1 protein-coding gene (running past both ends of the window) is annotated in these 22150 nt (G+C 64.6%); it reads right to left on the minus strand.

The whole window is internal to a non-ribosomal peptide synthase/polyketide synthase gene (locus ACHIRB_RS10735; RefSeq protein ID WP_395127686.1) on the minus strand: the coding sequence, 44991 nt in all, runs 13778 nt past the left edge and 9063 nt past the right edge, and what appears here is coding positions 9064–31213 (codon 3022, complete, through codon 10405, partial); reading right to left, the first codon wholly in view occupies nucleotides 22148–22150. Both the start codon and the stop codon lie outside the window.

Below are 22150 nucleotides of genomic sequence, written 5' to 3' on the forward strand. Positions count from 1 at the left end.
GGACCGGGTTGAGCACCTCCACGAGCCGCTCGAACGGCACGTCGGCGTTGGCGAATGCTTCGAGGTCGTGTTCGCGAACGCGGGCCAGCAGGTCGGCGAACGTGTGGGAGCCCTCCACACGTGTGCGGAACACCAAGGTGTTGACGAACATGCCGATCAGGTCGTCGAGCGCCTGTTCGCCGCGTCCCGCGATCGGCGTACCGACCGCGATGTCGTCGGTGCCCGACAGACGAGCCAGCAGTACGGACAGTGCCGAGTGCATCACCATAAACAGCGATGCGTTGTTCCCGCGAGCAAGCGCGAGCAACTGCTGGTGGACGTCGGCGTCGATGGTGAACCGAAGAGCTCCACCGCGGAACGACTGCACAGCAGGCCGCGGCCGGTCTGTCGGCAGCTCCAGCTGATCCGGCATACCGGACAACGCGTCGACCCAGTACGCAACCTGCTCGGCAGCAAGCGAATCCGGGTCACCTTCGACACCGAGCACGTCGCGCTGCCACAGCGCGTAGTCGGCGTACTGCACCGGCAGCGGCGCCCAGTTCGGTACGTCACCGTTGGTCCGCGCGGCGTAGGCAACCATGATGTCGCGGGTCAGCGGTCCCATCGATGCACCGTCGGCGCAGACGTGGTGAACGACCATCGTCAGTACGTAGTCGCGCGTCGGTGAGCCTTCGATCTCCAGCAGCGCAACATGCAGCGGAACCTCGGCGGTCACGTCGAACGTCGTCGACGCGATCTCGAATACCCGAGTGGGTAGCTGCGCTTCGGTGACAGCTTCCGGCACCAGCGAACGAACTACCTCGGCCGCGGGGAGGATCCGCTGGTAAGGACCGTCGAGAGAGTCGGGGTAGACCGTCCGCAGCGATTCGTGGCGTTCGATCAGGTCGCGCACGGCAGCTTCGAGTGCAGCGATGTCGAGGTCGCCGGTCATTCGAACGGCAACAGGAATGTTGTCGACGGCAGACTCGGTGTCGAACTGGTTCAGGAACCAATACCGTTGCTGCGCAGGCGACAACGGCAGGCGCTCGGGACGTGCGCCTGCAATCAGCGCAGGGCGGCGACGACCGCTGCCGGTGTGCTGCGCTATGCGAGCAACGAGACCTGCGACGGTGGAGGCTTCGAACATTTCACGAACACCGACAGGTGTATCGAGCGCTGCGCTGAGGCGGGACACAACCTGCGTCGCGATGAGCGAGTTGCCACCGAGTTCGAAGAAGTCGTCGTCCAGACCGACTCGGTCAGCTCCGAGTACCTCCGCGAACGTGTTCGCGACGATTTCCTCGATCGGGGTTGTCGGAGCACGGAACACCTTCGCCGCGAAGGTCGGCGCGGGCAACAGCTTTCGATCGAGCTTGCCACTGGCGTTGAGCGGAAGGTCGTCGAGTACGACGAACGCCGACGGCACCATGTACGCGGGCAGGACCGTGGTCAGTTCGGTCCGCAGGACTTCCGTATTCACAGCGGAGGTGTTCGTGGCAGCTCCGACGACGTAGGCCACCAACTGGTCGCCAAGGTGCGCGTCGCCGCGCACCACGACGACGGCCTGCGCGACGGATTCCTGTGCCGTCAAAGCAGCTTCGATTTCGCCGAGTTCGATGCGCAGACCACGCAACTTCACCTGGAAATCGGTACGACCGATGTATTCCAACTCACCATCGGCACGCCACGTGACAAGGTCACCCGTCCGATACATCCGCTCACCCGGACCACCGAACGGATTGGCAACAAACCGATCCGCCGACAAATCCGGACGACCGACATACCCACGAGCCAACTGCACACCCGCCAGATACAACTCACCCGCAACACCCACCGGCACCGGACGCAACCGCGAATCCAACACCAACACAGCCGTGTTGAACACCGGCGCACCGATCGGCACCGCCACCGTGTCCGCGTCCAAGACCTCGTGGAACGTCACGTCCACCGCAGCCTCGGTCGGACCGTACAGATTGTGCAACCGAGCACCGGTCAACGCACGCAACCGATGAGCAGTCTTCGCAGGCAACGCCTCACCCGACGCGAACACCTGCTGCAGCGAGGTGCAGTTGTCGACGCCTGGCGCTGCGACGAATACCGCAAGCATCGAGGGCACGAAGTGTGCCGTCGTCACCGAATGTTCGACGATCACATCGCGCAGGTACGCGGGATCGCGGTGACCGTCAGGACGCGCAACCACCAACCGCGCACCAACCTGCAACGGCCAGAAGAACTCCCACACCGACACATCGAACGTCGCAGGCGTCTTCTGCAACACCACATCCGCCGAACCCAACCCATACGCAGACTGCATCCACACCAAACGGTTCACGATCGCGCCATGCGAAACCGCAACACCCTTCGGCCGACCCGTCGAACCCGACGTAAAGATCACATACGCCGTATTCGACGCCACCAACGCCGCCGACCGCTCCCCAGCACCAACCGGCGCCGCCGAGAAACCATCGAGATCCAGGTCGTCTATCCGCACCGCGCCGGCAACGTCGATCTCGTCACCCGAGGTCGTCAACACACAGACCGGTCGCGCAGTCTCGAGAATGTACTGCGTGCGCTCCGCAGGATGATCCGGATCCAACGGCACATACGCACCACCGGCAACCGTCACCGCGTACATACCGACAACCAGATCCACCGACCGCCGCATACCCAACGCAACGAACGACTCCGGACCCACACCCACCGAGATCAAATACCGCGCAAGCCTATTGACCCGCGCAGCGAACTCCGCGTAGGTCAGATCCACACCCTCGAACGACAACGCCACAGCCGACGCGTGCTCGACAACAGCAGCCTCGAACATCGACACCAACGTCGCCGACGAATCAACCTCGTACGCAGTCGAATTCCACTCTTCGACAACCAGCTTGCGCTCGGTATCGGAGAGGATGTCCAGTTCGCCGACCGCAGTGTTCTGGTCAGCGAGCGCGCCTTCGAGGAGCCGCACGAACCGATCCGCGAAACTTGCCACTGTCGACGCGTCGAAAAGATCCGTGGCGTACACGAAGTTCGTTGTGGCGCCGACCGGTTCGCCGTTGTCGTCGAACTTCTCGACGACCTCGACCGCTAGGTCGAACTTTGCGACCTGTGCGTCGAATTCGACGCCACTGACCCGCAGGCCAGGCAACTCGAGCTCTGTCTGGCCGGTGTTCTGGAAGGTGAGCATGACCTGGAACAGCGGATGCCGCGCCTGGGAGCGGGCAGGATTGAGTATCTCGACGAGACGCTCGAAGGGCAGGTCGGCGTGACCGAAGGCGCCGATGTCCGTTTCGCGAACGGCGGCAAGCAGTTCCGCGAAGGTGCGACCGCCGTCGACGGCGGTCCGCAGCACGAGTGTGTTGACGAACATGCCGATCACATCGTCGAGCGCTTGCTCGCCACGGCCCGCAACAGGTGTACCGATCGCGATGTCGTCCTGTCCCGACAGTCGGGCGAGAACAACTGCGAGCGCACCGTGGACGACCATAAACGGCGTCACACCGCGTTCGCGCGCAACTCGACGTAGCCGGGTGTGCAACTCTTCGCCGATCTCGAACGTATGCGTCGCACCGACGTAGCTCGCGGCGACAGGTCGCGGTCGATCGGACGGCAGTTCGAGTTGATCGGGCAGGCCTGCCAGACCGTCGGTCCAGTACTGCGCCTGTTGCGAGATCAGGGAACTCGGGTCCGACTCGGAACCGAGCACGTCGCGCTGCCACAGCGCGAAGTCCGCGTACTGCACCGGAAGCGGTGTCCACGTGGGCATTTCACCGGACACACGCGAGGCGTACGCAACCATGACGTCGCGAGCCAGTGGTCCCATCGACCAGGCGTCGCCCGAGATGTGGTGCACGACAACGACAAGGACGTGCTCGGCGGTGGGCACCGTCGAACCGTTGGACGCCGTTGTCTCGACGCGGAATACCCGCGCGCGAACCGGCACCTCTGCGGCAACGTCGAATCCGGTGCCGATGATCGACGTGACTGCGCCGAGCAGGTCGGCTTGCGCCACTGTGATCGGAGTCAGGTCGGGTACTACCTGGACGGCCGGCAGCACAACCTGGGCAGGCATGCCGTCGTAGTCGGGGTAGACGGTGCGCAGCGACTCGTGCCGATCGATGACGTCGGCGACAGCTGCCTGTAGCGCGACCACATCCAGAGCACCGGTCAGGCGGATCGCCACCGGGATGTTGTTGACTGCGGACTCGGGCTCGAACCGGTTGAGGAACCACATCCGTTGCTGTGCAAGCGACAGCGGGATTCGGTCGGGCCGGACCCGCGGCGCGAGTTCGGCTCTGGCACCGACACCCGCGTGTGATTCGACCCGCGCGGCGAGCCCTGCGACGGTCGTTGCCTCGAACAGCGTGCGCACTGCGACACGGGCGTCGAGTGCGGCGCCGAGTCGTGCGACAACCTGCGTCGCAATCAGCGAGTTGCCGCCGAGAGCGAAGAAGTCGTCGTCGCGACCGACCTGTGCGATGCCGAGCACGTCGGCGAACACCGCTGCCACGATTTCTTCGACGGGCGTGGTCGGAGCGCGGAACGAGCGTGCTTCGAAGACCGGTTCCGGCAACGCCTTTCGATCGAGCTTGCCGGAGGTGTTCAGCGGGAACTCGTCGAGGACGACGATCGCCGACGGCACCATGTACGACGGCAGGAGTTGGGTCAGCTCGGCCGTCAACTGGCCAGGCTCTGGCGCGGAGCCTGGTGTCGGCACGATGTAGCCGACGAGCTGATCACCCGTCGCGGTCGACATGACAACAGCTGCAGACTGATTCACCTGCGACGACGTCAGCAGAGCCGTCTCGATCTCGCCGAGTTCGATGCGCTGGCCACGGAACTTCACCTGGAAGTCGGTGCGACCGATGTATTCGAGCACGCCGTCCGCACGCCACGTGACGAGGTCACCGGTGCGGTACATACGAGCGGTTCCACTCACGCCCGCGAACGGGTTGGCAACGAACCGGTCGGCAGTCAGATCCGGCCGCGACACGTAGCCGCGGGCGAGCTGCGCACCACTGAGGTAGAGCTCGCCGGGAACTCCGTCCGGCACCGGATGCAGTCGGGAGTCGAGTACGAAGACCTGCGAGTTCCACTCGGGAACACCGATGGGCACCGATTGCCCGGTCTCCCCCGCGGCGGGCCAGTAGGTGATCGACACGGCGGCCTCGGTCGGGCCGTACAGGTTGTGCAGCCCGGCAGAGCTCACGCGGGCAAACGACGCAACCGTCTCCGGCGGCAGTGCCTCGCCGATGACGAACACGTGCCGAAGGGTGGTCAGCGACTCCGCGGACACATGTGCGGCGAAGACGGACAGCATCGACGGAACGAAGTCGGTGATCGTAATACGCTGCGCAGCAATCGTATCTGCGACATAGGCGGGATCGCGGTGACCGTCGTTCGTCGCGACAACCAGCGTCGCGCCGACACGCAGCGGCATGAAGTAGCCCCACAGCGAGACGTCGAACGTCGTCGCGGTCTTTTGCAGGTACGCGTCCGTTGCGTCGAGTTGGTACTCGGACTGCATCCATTCGAGCTGGTTCACGATTGCGGCATGGCTGACCGCGACGCCCTTCGGCCGACCGGTCGAACCCGACGTGAAGATGGCGTATGCGGGATGGTCCGCCCGCACGGTGCCGACACGCTCGTCGTCGGTGACGGGCTCGGTCGAAACACCCTCGGTGGCAACGGTATCGATTGCGATGAGCGGCACCGATCCGGCGCCGTCGAACGCGTCACGTGAGGTCGTCAGGACACACACCGGCTGTGCGGTATCGAGGATGTGAGCGATGCGCTCCGCCGGATGATCCGGATCCAACGGCACCCACGCTCCGCCTGCACGCACGATGGCGTACATACCTGCGACCAGGTCGATCGAGCGCCGAATCGCCAGTCCTACCAACGACTCCGGGCCGACACCCTGCGCGATCAAGATACGGGCGAGCTGGGAAACACGGGCGTCGAATTCGGCGTAGGTCACCGATTCGCCCTCGAAGACAACCGCAGGAGCATCCGGTGTCGCGCGTACCTGCGCGTCGAAACCGTCGAGCAGAAGCACGTTCTCGACTGCGTGCGCTGTCGCGTTGCGCTCGCGCAACAGGACTCCGTGCTCCACCTGGTCGAGCACGGCGATGTCGCCGACTCGAACTGCGGGATCGGAAACCACACCGTCGAGCACCCGCACGAACCGCTCGGCGATGCCCGCAACCGACGACTCGTCGAACAGGTCCAGGGCATAGATGATTTCGGTGATCATCCCGGCAGGCTCGCCGTTGGCGTCGACCGTCTCTGTGAGAATCACCTGCAGATCGAAGTTCGACACCTTGCTGGTCAGTTCGATACCACTGACACTGAGACCCGGCAGCTCGAGCGCCCGCTGGCCCGCGTTCTGGAACGACAGCAGCACCTGGAACAACGGGTGCCGAGCCTGCGAACGAGCCGGATTGAGTACCTCGACAAGTCGTTCGAACGGCACGTCCGCGTGACCGAACGCCGCGAGATCGGTTTCGCGTACGGACGTGAGCACGTCGGTGAACGGTGCCGCGGAGTCGATCTGCGACCGCAAGACCAGTGTGTTGACGAACATGCCGATCAGATCGTCGAGCGCACGTTCGCCACGACCCGCGACCGGCGTTCCGATGGCGATGTCACCGGTACCCGACAGCCGCGCCAACAACACCGCGAGCGCGGCGTGCGTCACCATGAACAACGTCGCGTTGCGTTCCCGCGCAAGTTCGGCCAGGTGCCGGTGGGTCTCGGCGGGAATGTCGAAGGTGTAGGTCTCACCTCGACCGGTTGCCACGGCGGGCCGGGCACGATCGGCAGGTAGATCGAGTTGATCCGGGACGCCGCGCAATGCCTGCGTCCAGTACTCGACCTGACGGGCGATCAACGACTCCGGGTCGTCTTCGAAGCCGAGGACGTCGCGCTGCCACAGCGTGCAGTCCGCGTATTGCACTGCCAGCGGTGTCCAGGCAGGCTCGCCGCCGTCGACACGAGCGGAGTAGGCGGTCATGACATCGCGGGTGAGCGGTCCCATGGAGAAGCCGTCTGCCGAGATGTGATGCACGACAAGGGCAAGCACATGTTCGGTCGGACTGATCTCGAACAGCCTGGCACGGAAGGGGACCTCTGCCGATACGTCGAATCCGGTGAGGACCAACTCTGCGATTCGGCTGGGCAGCTCGGCTTCCGACGCCTCGATCGGGGACAGATCCGGGATGACCCGAGCCGTCGGAACGGTGACCTGATAAGGCGTTCCGTCGACCTCCGGGTACAGCGTCCGCAACGACTCGTGGCGAGCAAGCACATCGGCGACCGCGATCTGCAGCGCCTGTCGATCCAGCAGTCCCGACAGTCGAACCGCGACCGGAATGTTGTTGACTGCCGATGCGGCATCGAAACGGTTGAGGAACCACATCCGTTGCTGCGCAAGCGATAGCGGGATTCGCTCCGGACGTTCCTGCGGTACCAGGGCGGCACGTGCGCCCGCGCCCGCGTGCGACTCGGCGCGGGCGGCGAGCGCCACGACGGTCGGTGCTTCGAACAGCTCACGAACGCCGATCTGCGCGTCGAGCGCGGCGGACAGTCGAGCGACAACGCGGGTTGCCACAAGCGAGTTGCCGCCGAGGGCAAAGAAGTCGTCGTCGAGTCCGACGCGCGGGGTGCCGAGCACCTCGGCGAACGTGTTGGCGACGATTTCCTCGATCGGGGTCGTCGGAGCGCGGAAGACCTTCGCCTCGAATACCGGAGCAGGCAACGCTTTTCGATCGAGCTTGCCGCTGGCATTGAGCGGCAGTTCGTCGAGCACGACGAACGCCGACGGCACCATGTAGGACGGAAGACCGTTGCCGAGTTCGTCGCGAACAGCATCGACGTCGGGTGCGGTGCCGGATTCAGCAACGATGTAGCCGACGAGTTGATCGCCGGTCCGAGGATCGGAACGGACGACGACGACTGCGTCCCGAACGGGGTCCTGTGCCGTCAAAGCAGCTTCGATTTCGCCGAGCTCGATGCGCAGACCACGCAACTTCACCTGGAAATCGGTACGACCGATGTAGGACAACTCACCATCGCCACGCCACGTGACAAGGTCACCCGTCCGATACATCCGCTCACCAGCACCACCGAACGGATTGGCAACAAACCGATCCGCCGACAGATCCGGCCGACCCACATACCCACGAGCCAACTGCACACCCGCCAGATACAACTCACCCGCAACACCCACCGGCACCGGACGCAACCGCGAATCCAACACCAACACAGCCGTGTTGAACACCGGCGCACCAATAGGCACCGCCACCGTGTCCGCATCCACAACCTCGTGGAACGTCACATCCACCGCAGCCTCGGTCGGACCGTACAGATTGTGCAACCGCGCACCCGTCAACGCACGCAACCGATGAGCAGTCTTCGCAGGCAACGCCTCACCCGAAGCGAACACCTGCCGCAGCGGACTGCCCTGCTCGATGTCGTTGTCGACGAGGTAGGACACGAACACCGACATCATCGACGGCACGAAGTGGGCCGTCGTGACGCCTTCGGCTCGAACGATGTCGTCCAGGTAGGCCGGATCGCGATGACCGTCAGGACGCGCAACCACCAACCGCGCACCCACCTGCAACGGCCAGAAGAACTCCCACACCGACACATCGAACGTCGCAGGCGTCTTCTGCAACACCACATCCGCGGAACCCAACCCGTACGCCGACTGCATCCACACCAGACGGTTCACGATCGCGCCATGCGAAACCGCAACACCCTTCGGCCGCCCCGTCGAACCCGACGTAAAGATCACATACGCCGTATTCGACGCCACCAACGCCGCCGACCGCTCCCCAGCAGCAACCGGCGCCGCCGAGAAACCATCGAGATCCAGGTCGGCTATCCGCACCGCGCCGGCAACGTCGATCTCGTCACCCGAGGTCGTCAACACACAGACCGGTCGCGCAGTCTCGAGAATGTACTGCGTGCGCTCCGCAGGATGATCCGGATCCAACGGCACATACGCACCACCGGCAACCGTCACCGCGTACATACCGACAACCAGATCCACCGATCGCCGCATGCCCAAGGCAACGAACGACTCCGGACCCACACCCACCGAGATCAAATACCGCGCAAGCTTGTTGACCCGCGCAGCGAACTCCGCGTAGGTCAGATCCATACCCTCGAACGACAACGCCACAGCCGACGCATGCTCGACAACAGCAGCCTCGAACATCGACACCAACGTCGCCGACGAATCAACCTCGTACGCAGTCGAATTCCACTCTTCGACAACCAGCTTGCGCTCGGCGGCGTCGAGTAGCTCGATATCGCCGACTGCGGCAGCCGGTGTCGCGGTGATCGAATCGATAACGCGGACAAGACGATCCGCGATTGCACGAACGGCATTGTCGTCGAACAGATCTCGCAGGTAGCCGGCCCGAATACGCAACTTCGTATCGAGTTGCGCAATCAGGGTCAGCGGGTAATGCGTCGCATCGTTCGCGTCGATGCCATCGACCGACATGCCATCGATCGCTGCGGCCTGCGCACTGATGCCCGCCGCGTCGACGGGGTAGGACTCGAAGACGACCAGGGTGTCGAACAACCCGCCGACGCCGGCAGCAGCCTGGATATCGGCGAGACCGACGTAGTGGTGATCCAGCAGATCCGCCTGCTCACCCTGAATCCTGGTGAGCACGGCGCTTGCCGTCTCGGCTGCATCGAAGCGGACTCGAACCGGGACCGTGTTGATGAACAGTCCGACCATCGACTCGACGCCGGAGAGATCAGCGGGTCGGCCCGACACCGTCGTACCGAACACGACGTCGTCGCGACCGGTGATGCGCGCCAACAGAATTCCCCATGCCGTCTGCAGGACGGTATTGGCGGTGACGCCGAGCTCAGCGGCGAACCCCGACAGCTTGGCAGTCTGCTGCTCGTCGAGTTCGAACAGGTACTCACCGGCAAGCGCGGTGATCTGCCTGCTGGAATCCATGGGCGCCAACAGAGTTGGTTCGGACACGCCGGCAAGCGCCTGTTGCCACGCCTGCTCCGATGCCGCCTTGTCCTGGACCGACACCCATTCGAGGAACGTGCGGTAGGCCCGGACGGGCGGCAGCATCGAACTGTCGCCTCGGACGGCGTACAGCACGAGCAGGTCCTTCATCAGCAACGGCATCGACCAGCCGTCGAGCAGGATGTGGTGGTTGGTGACGATCAGCTGCCACTTGTCGGACTCGACGCGTACCAGGGTGAACCTGATCAATGGCGGTTGTGTGAGATCGAAACGTGCAGCCCGATCGTCGGCAAGTATCCGTTCGAATTCGACTGCCCTGTCGGCGTCGTCGAGACGAACGAGATCGAAGTCCGTCCACGGTGTCTCGACCGTTTCGAGGACGACCTGCACCGCGTTGCCTGCGACGTCGGTGACGAAGGCGGTCCGCAGGTTGGCGTAGCGGTCGAGCATCGCTTCGGCTGCCGAGCGCAGGCGACGACCGTCGACCGAACCACTCAGCGACAGGACGATCTGCGACGTGTAGACGTCGACCGAGGTCACCGCAAGAAGGGCATGGAACATCAGGCCCGCCTGCAGCGGCGACAGCGGCCACGCGTCGGTCAGTGCGGGATAACGATGCTCCCACTTCTCGATGTCGCCCTGGGTGACGTCGACAAGGGTGAGGTCGGACGGCGTCCGGCCACCCGCCTCGGCACTACCGGCATGGCGCGCAACGGCTTCCAGCGCCTCGACCCACAGGTGTGCGAGTTCGTCGACATCGGCACGATCGAGCAAGGTCTCCGGGTAGCCGAAGTTGGCCGATAACGTGCCACCGACGACGATCGCGTTGATGTCGAGCGGCGCCATCGCAGGCATGTCCGCATCGGGCTGCGCGACGAGGTCACCGAGGTCGGCTGCCGGGATCCAGCCGAATCCGGCCAACTGCTCCGGAATGTCGGACGCCGAGATCTGTCCGAGGTAGTTGAAACTCACCTGGCCGGGCAGGCGCACCGGTAGCTCGGCGGCCGCATCGTTGTTGAGGTAGCGGAGCAATCCGTAGCCGATGCCCTTGTCCGGCACCGAGAGCAACGCTTCCTTGGCCGCCTTGATGGCCGACCCCATGGCAGGACCGCCCGCGAACGCGTCGTCGACGTCCACGCCGCCGATATCGAATCTGACGGGGAAGATCGCGGTGAACCAGCCGACCGTGCGCGACAGATCTGCGCCGGGAACGACCTCTTCCTCGCGACCGTGTCCTTCGAGACGGATCAGTGCGGAGTTTTCGTGCACCCCACGACGGGCGCGCCATTTCGTGACAGCCAGTGCCAATGCTGCGAGCAGCGCGTCGTTGACACCACCGTGATAGAGCGCGGGAACTGTTGTGAGCAAGGACTTGGTGACCTGCGCCGACACCTCGACCCGAACCTTGCGAACGACCGAGGCAAGGTCGATGTCGGGATCGAGCGCACGCGGACCGACCAGCGGATCGGGTCCGTCGACGATGTGTCGCCACATCGGCAATTCGGCAACCCGGGCCTCGTCGACCGCACGCTCGCCGAGCGCATGGGCCCACCGGCGCATGGACGTTCCTGGTTCGGCAAGTTCAGGACTCTGACCCGAAGACAGTTGTGCCCACGCGGTCACGAAGTCCGGCACCAAGATTCGCCAGGAGACGCCGTCGACGGCGAGGTGGTGCGCGGCAACGATCAGTCGTCCCGATCGTGGTGCGGCGCCGTCATGAGCCGACGGATCGAGCCAACCGAACTGCACGACAACGCCATTGGCGGGGTCGAGACTCCCGAGCGCGGAATCCAAGGCGTCCGTGGCGAGGTCGGTGAACGCATCGGCATCGATCGACGGATCGAATTCCGTGCGAGTCACCAATGAATCTGCGTCGACGGCACCGGCCGGTAGGACCTCGAGCTGCCATTCGCCTGCATCGTCACGGTGCAGCTTCGACCGCAACATGTCGTGACGGTCGATCACAGCCGCGACAGTTGCCACGACATTGGCGCGGTCGATGCCTATCGGCAGTTCCAGGACCAGCGTCTGGTTGAAGCGGTCGAAACTGCCACCGCGCTCGGCCATAAACCGGACGACGGGAGGCAGCGGCATTGTGCCGACGCCGCCACCCGGGAGTTCGGCAAGCGTGACAGGTGCAGCGCTCGACGGATCGGCGACCTCCGCGACCGACGCGAGACCAGCGACGGTCCGCTGCTCGAACACGTGCCGCGGGCTGAAGATGACACCCCGCGCCTTGGCTCGCGAGACCAACTGAATCGACACGATGCTGTCACCGCCGAGGGCGAAGAACGAATCGTCGACGCCGACACGGTCGAGGCCGAGCACCTCGGCGAAGATGTCGGCGATCGTCTGCTCGACCGGTGTGCGAGGCGCACGAAACGCGACATCTGCCGCGAACACGGGCTCGGGAAGCGCGGCTCGGTCGAGCTTGCCGACGGGAGTCAGCGGAATGCGGTCCAACACCATGATCGAGGCAGGGACCATGTAGGAAGGCAGCCGCTCCCCCACCGCGGCGGACAACGCTGCGACATCGATCGAATTGCCAGGCGTTGCAACGACATAGGACACCAGCGACACTGCGCCGGTCGAACTCTTGTGACCGACCGTCGTCGCGAAGTCGACAGTCTCGTCGGCGGCGAGGGCCGCATCGATCTCGCCGAGTTCGATGCGGAAACCACGGACTTTGACCTGGAAGTCGCTGCGGCCGACGTACTCGACGGTGCGGTCCGAGGTCCACCGCACGACGTCGCCGGTGCGGTACATCCTGGCACCGGCATCGTCGGTCGCATCGCCGTACGGATTCGCGACGAACCGCTCGGCACTCAGGCCCGGGCGCGCGTGATAGCCGCGAGCGAGTTGGACGCCCGACAGATAGAGCTCACCTGCGACGCCCACCGGAACGGGACGCAACCGCGAGTCGAGAACGAGTGACCGCATGCCACGGATCGGTCCGCCGATGGTGACCGTCTCGCCGACCAGCAACGGTGCGCTGATGTTGGTCATGATGGTGGTCTCGGTAGGACCGTAGCCGTTGAAGAACTCGCGTTTTCCTGCGGCATCCGTTGCTGCCCAGCGTGATACGAGTTCAGGCGGGCAGGCCTCGCCGCCGGCGACCACAACACGGAGGTCGTCGATACCGGTCGGATCGACCGATGCGAGGGCGGCGGGTGTGATGAACGCGTGGGTTACGTGCGTGCGCCGCAACAGGTCCGCTAGTTCGTCGCCACCGTAGATGGTCGGCGGTGCGACAACCAGGGTCGCGCCTGCGCCGACTGCCAGCAGCAACTCGAGCATCGACGCGTCGAAACTCGGCGATGCGAAGTGCAAGGCTCGTGATTCGGGCGTGATCGAGTAACGCTCGACCTGCTCGGCGCTGAAGTTCGCCAGGCCGGAATGCGTGACGACGACGCCCTTCGGCTTACCGGTCGAGCCCGAGGTGTAGATGACGAAGGCCGGATGATCGGTACGCAACGTACGAACCCGGTCTACTGCGGTGACGGGCTCTGCCGATGTGGCACTTGCCTGTTCGAGCAAGGCTGGATCGTCGAGCAGCAACCACTCGACCGACTCCGAGAGGTCACCGCGCGCGGACGCGACAGTCAGACCGACCTTTGCCCCCGAATCGGTAACCATGTGCTCGATGCGGTCGGCAGGGTAATTCGGATCGATCGGGACGAACGCCGCCCCGGTCTTGGCAACGGCCCAGCTCGCGAGCACCGACTCGGTGGACCGCTTGATGCCGAGCGCAACAAGATCCTCGGGACCGACACCTCGATCGATCAGCAAGCGCGCCAATCGATTCGAGCGCTCATCGAGCTCGCGATACGTCGTCTCTTCGCCTTCGAAGACCACTGCGGTCCGAGCAGGATCCAAGGCCGCGGCAGCGGCCAGCAGATCGGCAAGCGTGCGCGGTTCGACCGTGGCGCCACCGGCGCGGGTGACCAGATCGGCACGTTCGGCTTCGTCGAGCACATCGATCTGCGCGACCGATACCGCCGGATCGGCCGCGACCGCACCGAGCACCCGAAGCCACCGCTGCGCGAACAGGGCTATGGTCGACTCGTCGAACAGGTCGGTCGCATAGGTGATCGCGCCGGCCATACCGTCTGCGCCGCCGCCGATTTCGGACAGCGTGAGCTGCAGGTCGAAGCGTGCAACCTGATCTTCGATATCGAGTGCGTCGACCCGCAAGCCCGGCAATTCGAGCGCCGCGCGATCGAGGTTCTGGAACGCGAGCGCGACCTGGAACAGCGGATGGCGTGCCTGGGAGCGCTCCGGGTCGAGCACGTCGACGAGCCGCTCGAACGGCACGTCGGCATGACCGAAGGCGTCGAGGTCGACCTGCCGGACCCTGGCGATCAAGTCGGCGAACGACTCCGTTGCGTCGATCGGTGTCCGCAGCACGAGAGTGTTGACGAACATGCCGACGAGATCGTCGAGCGCGGCATCGCCTCGGCCTGCGACCGGTGTGCCGATGACGATGTCGTCGGTACCGCTCAACCTGGCCAGCAACACGGCGAGCGCACCGTGCACCACCATGAACAGCGACGAGTTCTGTTCGCGGGCAACCCTGTTGAGACCGGCGAGCAGGTCTGCGTCGATCGTGAACGTCGACGTCCTACCTGCATTGGTCGCGATCGACGGGCGTGGGCGGTCGGCGGGCAGATCGAGCTGATCGGGGATGCCTGCGAGCGCCGAGTCCCAGTACGCGATCTGCTTGGAGATCAGGGACTGCGCGTCGTCCTCGGAGCCGAGCACCTCGCGTTGCCAGATGGCGTAGTCCGCGTACTGCACCTCGAGCGGCGACCAGGACGGAGCTTCGCCTTCGGTGCGTGCCACATACGCTGTCATCACGTCGCGCGTCAGCGGGCCCATCGAGAAGCCGTCCGCGCTGATGTGGTGCACGACGACGGCGAGTACGTGTTCGACGGGGCTCGTGCGGAAGATACGTGCGCGGATCGGGGCATGCTCGCTGACATCGAAGCCGTCGGACATGAAGTCCATGACTGCGCCGAGCAATCCGTCTGCGGTGACGTCGATCGGCGCCAGCTCCGGAATAGCTTGCTCCGCAGCAACAATCACCTGGTACGGCGTACCACCGTGCTCCGGGTAGCGAGTGCGAAGCGACTCGTGGCGACGGATGACATCGGCGATGGCGATGCGCAATGCATCGACATCGAGTTCGCCTTCCAGCCGTATCGCGATCGGGACGTTGTAGGCCGCCGACGTCGTGTCGTACTTGTTCAGGAACCACATCCGCTGCTGAGCGAACGACAGCGGGATCAGGTCCGGACGAGGTCCGGCAGTCAAGGCACGGCGTGCTTCGCCCGAGTGCGACTCGACGCGGGCGGCCATCGCCGCGACCGTCGACGCTTCGAACAGCGTCCGTACCGGTACGACGGTGCCCAGTGCGGCACCGATCCTGGAGACGACCCGAGTTGCGATCAGCGAGTTGCCGCCGAGATCGAAGAAGTCGTCGTCGCGACCGACCCTGTCGATTCCGATGACGTCGGCGAACACACCGGCGACGACTTCTTCGACTGGCGTAGTCGGGGCCCGGAACGCCCGGCCTTCCGCTGCCGGAGCCGGCAGCGACTTGCGATCCAGCTTTCCGTTGGCGGTCAGCGGAATCGAGTCGAGTACGACGATCGCCGACGGCACCATGTAGGCGGGTAGCAGATCGGCGACGTCGTCGCGCACGGTCTCGACGTCGATCGCAACGCTCGGCGCTGCGACGGCGTAGGCAACCAGACGCTGATCACCCGGCGCATCCTCACGCACGATCACCGCGACCTGCGCGACCGAATCCTGGGCAAGGAGAGCTGCTTCGATCTCGCCGAGCTCGATGCGGAAGCCGCGGACCTTAACCTGATCGTCGGCGCGACCTAGGTATTCGAGTTCACCCGACCGGTTCCAGCGAGCAAGGTCACCGGTTCGGTAGAGCGCGGTGCCTGCCTCCCCGAACGGGCTGGCGACGAAACGTCCCGCAGTCAGCGCCGGCTGGCCGAGGTAGCCGCGAGCGAGTTGAACACCCGCCACGTACATTTCGCCGGGAACACCGACGGGAACCGGACGCAGCCGCGTGTCGAGAACGAACACTTCGAGACCGGCGATCGCCCGACCGACGATGCTGCTCGTTGCCGCCGACGCTGTCGCGGCATCCAGTTCGCGATGGCTGACGTGGACCGTCGTCTCGGTGATGCCGTACATGTTCACCAAGCGCGGAGCATTGTCGGCGTGCCTGCCGTACCAGTCGGTCAGGCGTCGCAGTTCGAGTGCCTCGCCACCGAAAACCACGTAGCGCAAGGACAACTCGGCTGTAGACCGTCGATCTACCTCGGCGAGCTGATAGAACGCCGAGGGTGTCTGGTTGAGGACGGTGACGCGTTCGCGCTCCAGCAGTTCGTGGAACTGCTCGGGCGACCGCGAGGTGTAGTAGTCGACAACGACGAGCGTGCCGCCGTACAGCAACGGGCCCCAGAGTTCCCACACCGAGAAGTCGAACGCGTACGAGTGGAACATCGTCCACACGTCGTTGTGGTCGAAACCGAAGGCCGACTGGGTGTTCGCGAACAGCTTCACCACGTTGCGGTGCGGTACGAGCACACCCTTCGGCCGTCCGGTCGAACCGGACGTGTAGATGACGTAGGCGATGTGCGACGACAGCAGCGGTGCGGTCCGCTCTGCGTCGGTTATCGGTGTTGTCGAAACGCCCGAGACATCGAGGGTGTCGATCTCCAGCACCGGAAGCGCTGCAGGCAAAGCGATCTCGCGATCGGAGGCGGCAACGACACAGACCGGTGCCGCGTCGAGAAGCATGTACTCGATGCGATCTGCCGGGTACGTCGGATCGACAGGTAGGTAGCCGCCACCGGCTTTCACCACGGCAAGCAGCGCGACGACGAGATCAAGTGAACGTGGCAACGACACTGCGACAAGCGATTCCGGGCCGACACCAGCGTCGATCAGGACGCGCGCGAGCTGATTCGCGCGGGCGTCGAGTTCACGGTAGGTCAACGCGGAGTTCTCGTACCGCACCGCGACCGAATCGGGATGTGCCGCTGCGGCATTGTCGAACAGAGCCACGAGAGTGGTGTCGGCACCGGTGTCCGGTCCGGACGAATTCCACAGGTGCAGCACTTGATCGCGCTCGATGGCATCGAGGGTGTCGATGTCACCGACGGCATGGGTAGGTTCGGCGACGACACCGCGCAGGAGACGGACGAAACGCTCCGCGAACCCTGCGACCGTCGAGTCGTCGAACAGATCCGTCGCGTAAGTGAAGTGACCGGACAGTTCCGTGCGGCCCGCGACCGTGGCGGCCTCGCCGATGGTCAGCTGCAGATCGAACTTCGCTGTACCGGTGTCGAATTCGACGATCTCAGCATCGATACCCGCCAGTGCGAACGTGCCTTCGAAGGCATTCTGGTAGGTGAACATCAGCTGGAACAGCGGGTGATGCGCTTGTGATCGGGCCGGGTCGAGCACCTCGACGAGACGTTCGAACGGCACATCCGCGTGGCCGAAGGCACCGAGATCCGTGTCCCGGCTCGTCGCCAGCAGGTCGACGAAGCCCGCACTGCCGTCGACTTCGGTGCGCAGCACGAGGGTGTTGACGAACATGCCGATGATGTCGTCGAGCGCTTGCTCGCCACGACCTGCGACAGGTGTGCCGATCGCGATGTCGGTGGTGCCGGACATCCGGGCAGCCCACAGCGCCAACGCAGAGTGCAGCACCATGAACAGCGAGGCGCCGTGTGTGCGTGCGAGCTCCGACAATGCATCGGCCAGTTCCGCATCGATCGTGAAGCCGAGCGTGCGACCACGGTTGGTTGCCACTTCCGGACGAACTCGATCGGCGGGTAGTTCCAGTAGCTCGGGCAGATCGGCCAATGTTGTGGACCAGTAGTCGATCTGCTTGCTGATCAACGACTTCGGATCGTCCTCGGTACCGAGAACCTCGCGCTGCCACAGCGTGTAGTCGACGTACTGAACGTCGAGTGCCTTCCAGCCGGGCGCCTCACCCTGGGTCCGTGCGGCGTACGCGCCCATGACGTCGCGCATCATCGGCCCGACCGAGAACCCGTCGGAACTGATGTGGTGCAACACGAGGGTGACCACGTACTCGGTGTCGTCGAGTTGCAGCAGTCGCGCACGGAACGGCAGTTCTGTTGTGACGTCGAAACTTTCGTTCGCCAAAGCTGCGACGCGGTCGACCAGTTCGTCCGCGTGCACCTCCTCGATCACCAGATCGAACTCGATCTCACGATGCGGTCGCACCACCTGGTAGCCGACACCGTCGATCTCTGGGTAGACGGTGCGCAGCGACTCGTGGCGTCCGATCACGTCGTTGATAGCCGCGCTGAACGCGACGACGTCGAGTTCGCCCGACAGCCGGACCGCGAACGGAATGTTGTTGGCACCGGACTGGGTGTCGAAGCGGTTGAGGAACCACATCCGCTGCTGCGCGAGCGACAACGGGATCAGCGCCGGTCGCTCGCGAGCGACCAGCGGAGCTCGACGGCCTTCTCCCGCATGCGATTCCGTGCGTGCCGCGAGTGCTGCGACGGTGGATGCTTCGAAAAGAACGCGGACGGGCACCTGCGTGTCCAGCGCGGCACCGATGCGCGAGGCGACCTGGGTCGCGATGAGCGAGTTGCCACCGAGTTCGAAGAAGTCGTCGTCGCGGCCGACCCGAACGAGCCCGAGCACCTCGGCGAACACCTCGGCGACGATTTCCTCGACCGGGTTGGCCGGTGCGCGGAACGCCTTGGCTACGAAGAGCGGCGCAGGTAGTGCGCGGCGGTCGAGCTTGCCGGATGCGTTCAGTGGGAGCGCATCGAGGGTGACGAACGCGGCGGGCACCATGTACGACGGAAGCTGCTGTGCGACAACACTCCTGAGGTCGGCAGCATCCGGCGCGGACCCCGGCGCAGGCACCACGTAGGCGACGAGTTGCTCGCCGGTGTGCGGATCGCTGTGCAGCAGTGCGACAGCCTGGGTCACCGACGAATGCGACAGCAGTGCCGACTCGATCTCGCCGAGTTCGATACGCAGACCACGCAGCTTGACCTGGAAGTCGGTGCGTCCGAGGTATTCGATGACGCCGTCGGCATTCCAGCGCACCAGGTCGCCGGTGCGATACATCCGCGCGCCGGGATCGCCGAAGGGGTTGGCAACGAAACGATCCGACGTCAGATCCGCGCGTTGGGCGTAGCCACGCGCCAACTGCGTGCCTGCCAGGTACAACTCACCCGGCACACCTGCCGGCGACAACTGCAGTCGCGCATCCAGGATCAGCGCCTGAGCGTTCCAGACCGGCGAGCCGATCGGGACGTTCGTCGGAAGTTCGCCTTCGAGCACACATTCGGTCGCGTGCACGGTGAACTCGGTCGGCCCGTAGAGGTTGTGCAGTGCGGCGTCGGTGAGCTGCCGTGTCGCGGCGACAGTCTCACGCGGCAATGCCTCGCCGGCGACGAGCAGCGCACGCAGCGACGGCAAGCTACCTGCCTCGACCGTTCCGGCGAACACCGACAGCATCGACGGCACGAACGACGTCAGGGTCACGCCATGAGCAGCGATGGTCTCGGCGAGGTATTCGGGATCGCGATGACCATTGGCCGTCGCGATCACCATCGTCGCGCCGGTCACCAACGGTCCGTACAGTTCCCATACCGAAACGTCGAACGTCGCCGGAGTCTTGAACAACACAACGTCGGCGGCGCCGATGGCGAACCTGTCCACGATCCACTGGACCTGATTGGCCACCGCTGCTCGCGAGACCGTCACACCCTTCGGTCGACCGGTCGATCCCGAGGTGAAGAGGACGTAGGCAGCGTTGTCGGGCCGCGGTTGCGCGAGCCGTTCCCCCGCGGCGATCGGCGTATCCGCGAAAGTCGTGAGGTCGACCGTGGTCAGATCGATGACATAGGCGGGTAGCGGTGCAACGAAATCGTCTGCGCCAGTAGTCAACACGCAGATCGGGTCGGCGGTGTCGAGGATGTGCGCGACGCGCTCGGCCGGATGATCCGGATCGAGTGGAACGTACGCGCCACCCGCTTCGAGCACCGCGTACATCGCGACGACGAGCTCGACGGAGCGCCGCATTCCGAGCCCGACCAGCGTCTCCGGTCCGACACCCTGCGAGATCAACAGGCGCGCAACCCGATGCACGCGAGCCGCGAACTCCGCGTACGTCAGTTCGCCGCCATCGAACGACACAGCGACAGCGTCCGGTGTTGCCGCGACCTGCGCAGCGAACAATTCGACGACGGTCGTGGAGGGATCCAGATCCTGCGCGGTGTCGTTCCATTCGACGAGCACCAGATCGCGTTCGGCCGGATCGAGGAGATCGATACTGCCGACGGCGACGTCGGGCGCCGACGTGATCGCTTCGAGCAGACCAACGAATCGGTCGGCGAAACTTGCGACCGTCGACTCGTCGAAAAGGTCTGTCGCATAACCAAACAGCGCCGTGATCTCGCCTGGTTTGCCGTCCTCGTCGTACTGGTCGAGCAGGGTGAGCTGCAAGTCGAACTTCGCAAGTTCGTCGCCCGCAGGCAGTCCGCTGACGGTCAATCCGTCGAGTTCGAGATGCGGGCGATGCTGGTTCTGGAAGGCGAGCATCACCTGGAACAACGGATGCCGCGCCTGCGATCGAGCAGGGTTGAGTACCTCGACAAGACGCTCGAACGGCACGTCTGCGTGACCGAACGCCGCGAGATCGACTTCGCGAACCGCTGCGAGCAGATCCGTGAACGATGCAGCCGGATCGTATTCGGCACGCAACACCAGTGTGTTGACGAACATGCCGATCAGATCGTCGAGAGCAGCGTCACCGCGACCGGCAACCGGAGTGCCGATCGCGATGTCGTCCGTGCCCGACAGCCGGGCAAGCAGCACCGTGAACACCGAGTGCACAGCCATGAACACCGTCGAATGCTGTTCGCGCGCAATCGTCGACAATGCCTGGTGCAGTCTCGGCGAGATCGTGAACTCGTACACAGCGCCGCGGTCGGATGCGGTCGCCGGACGAGGGCGATCGGTGGGCAGATCCAACTGATCCGGAATACCAGCCAAAGCGTCGCGCCAATAGCCGAGCTGACTCGAGATCAGCGAAGTCGGATTGTCCTCGGAGCCGAGCACCTTGCGCTGCCACAGCGCGAAGTCCGCGTACTGCACCGGATGCGGTTCCCACACCGGCGGCTCGCCTTGCGAACGCGATGCGTAGGCCACCATGAGGTCCCGCGTGAACGGGCCGACGGAGAATCCGTCCGCACTGATGTGGTGCACGACGATGGCGAGCACGTACTCGTCGGCGGCGGTCTGCAGTAGCTGCGCGCGAACCGGCACGTCCACGGTGACGTCGAAACCTCGCATCACAAAAGCCAGTACAGCACTGTGCAATTCGGTGGCGTCGGTAGCAACAGGCGTGAGGTCCGGCACGGCCGAGGCCACGGGTACCAGGACCTGATGCGGACCGTCGGCGGAATCCGGGTAGACGGTGTGCAGGGTCTCGTGACGAGCGATGACGTCGCCGACCGCGGCCTGCAGCGCATCGACATCCAAGCTGCCCGACAACTTCAATGCGACAGGGATGTTGTTCACCGCAGAAGCGGTGTCGAACCTGTTGAGGAACCACATCCGTTGCTGCGCAAGGGACAGCGGAATCTTCGCCGGACGCTCCTGCGGCACCAAGGCGGCACGCGCACCGTGTCCGGCATGAGACTCGGCACGAGCGGCCAAACTTGCGACCGTCGGCGCTTCGAACAGCTCACGGACGCCGATCTGGGCGTCGAGTGCGGCGCTCAAGCGTGCGACGACCTGGGTCGCGACGAGCGAGTTGCCACCCAATTCGAAGAAGTCGTCGTCGAGACCGACCCGCTCGGATCCGAGCACCTCGGCGAACGTATTGGCGACGATCTCCTCGATCGGGGTCGTCGGTGCGCGGAACACCTTTGCCTCGAACACCGGCGCTGGCAACGCCTTTCGGTCCAACTTGCCGGAGGCGTTGAGTGGTAGCGCATCGAGTACGACGAACGCGGACGGCACCATGTACGACGGCAGGGCATGCGCGAGCGCACTCCGGACCGTGTCGAGGTCGATACCGCCGTTGGTCGCGACCAGGTAGGCAACCAACTGGTCGCCCATCCGCGCGTCGCC

This window comes from Antrihabitans spumae (assembly GCF_043944905.1).
In the GTDB taxonomy this organism is placed as follows: domain Bacteria; phylum Actinomycetota; class Actinomycetes; order Mycobacteriales; family Mycobacteriaceae; genus Antrihabitans; species Antrihabitans spumae.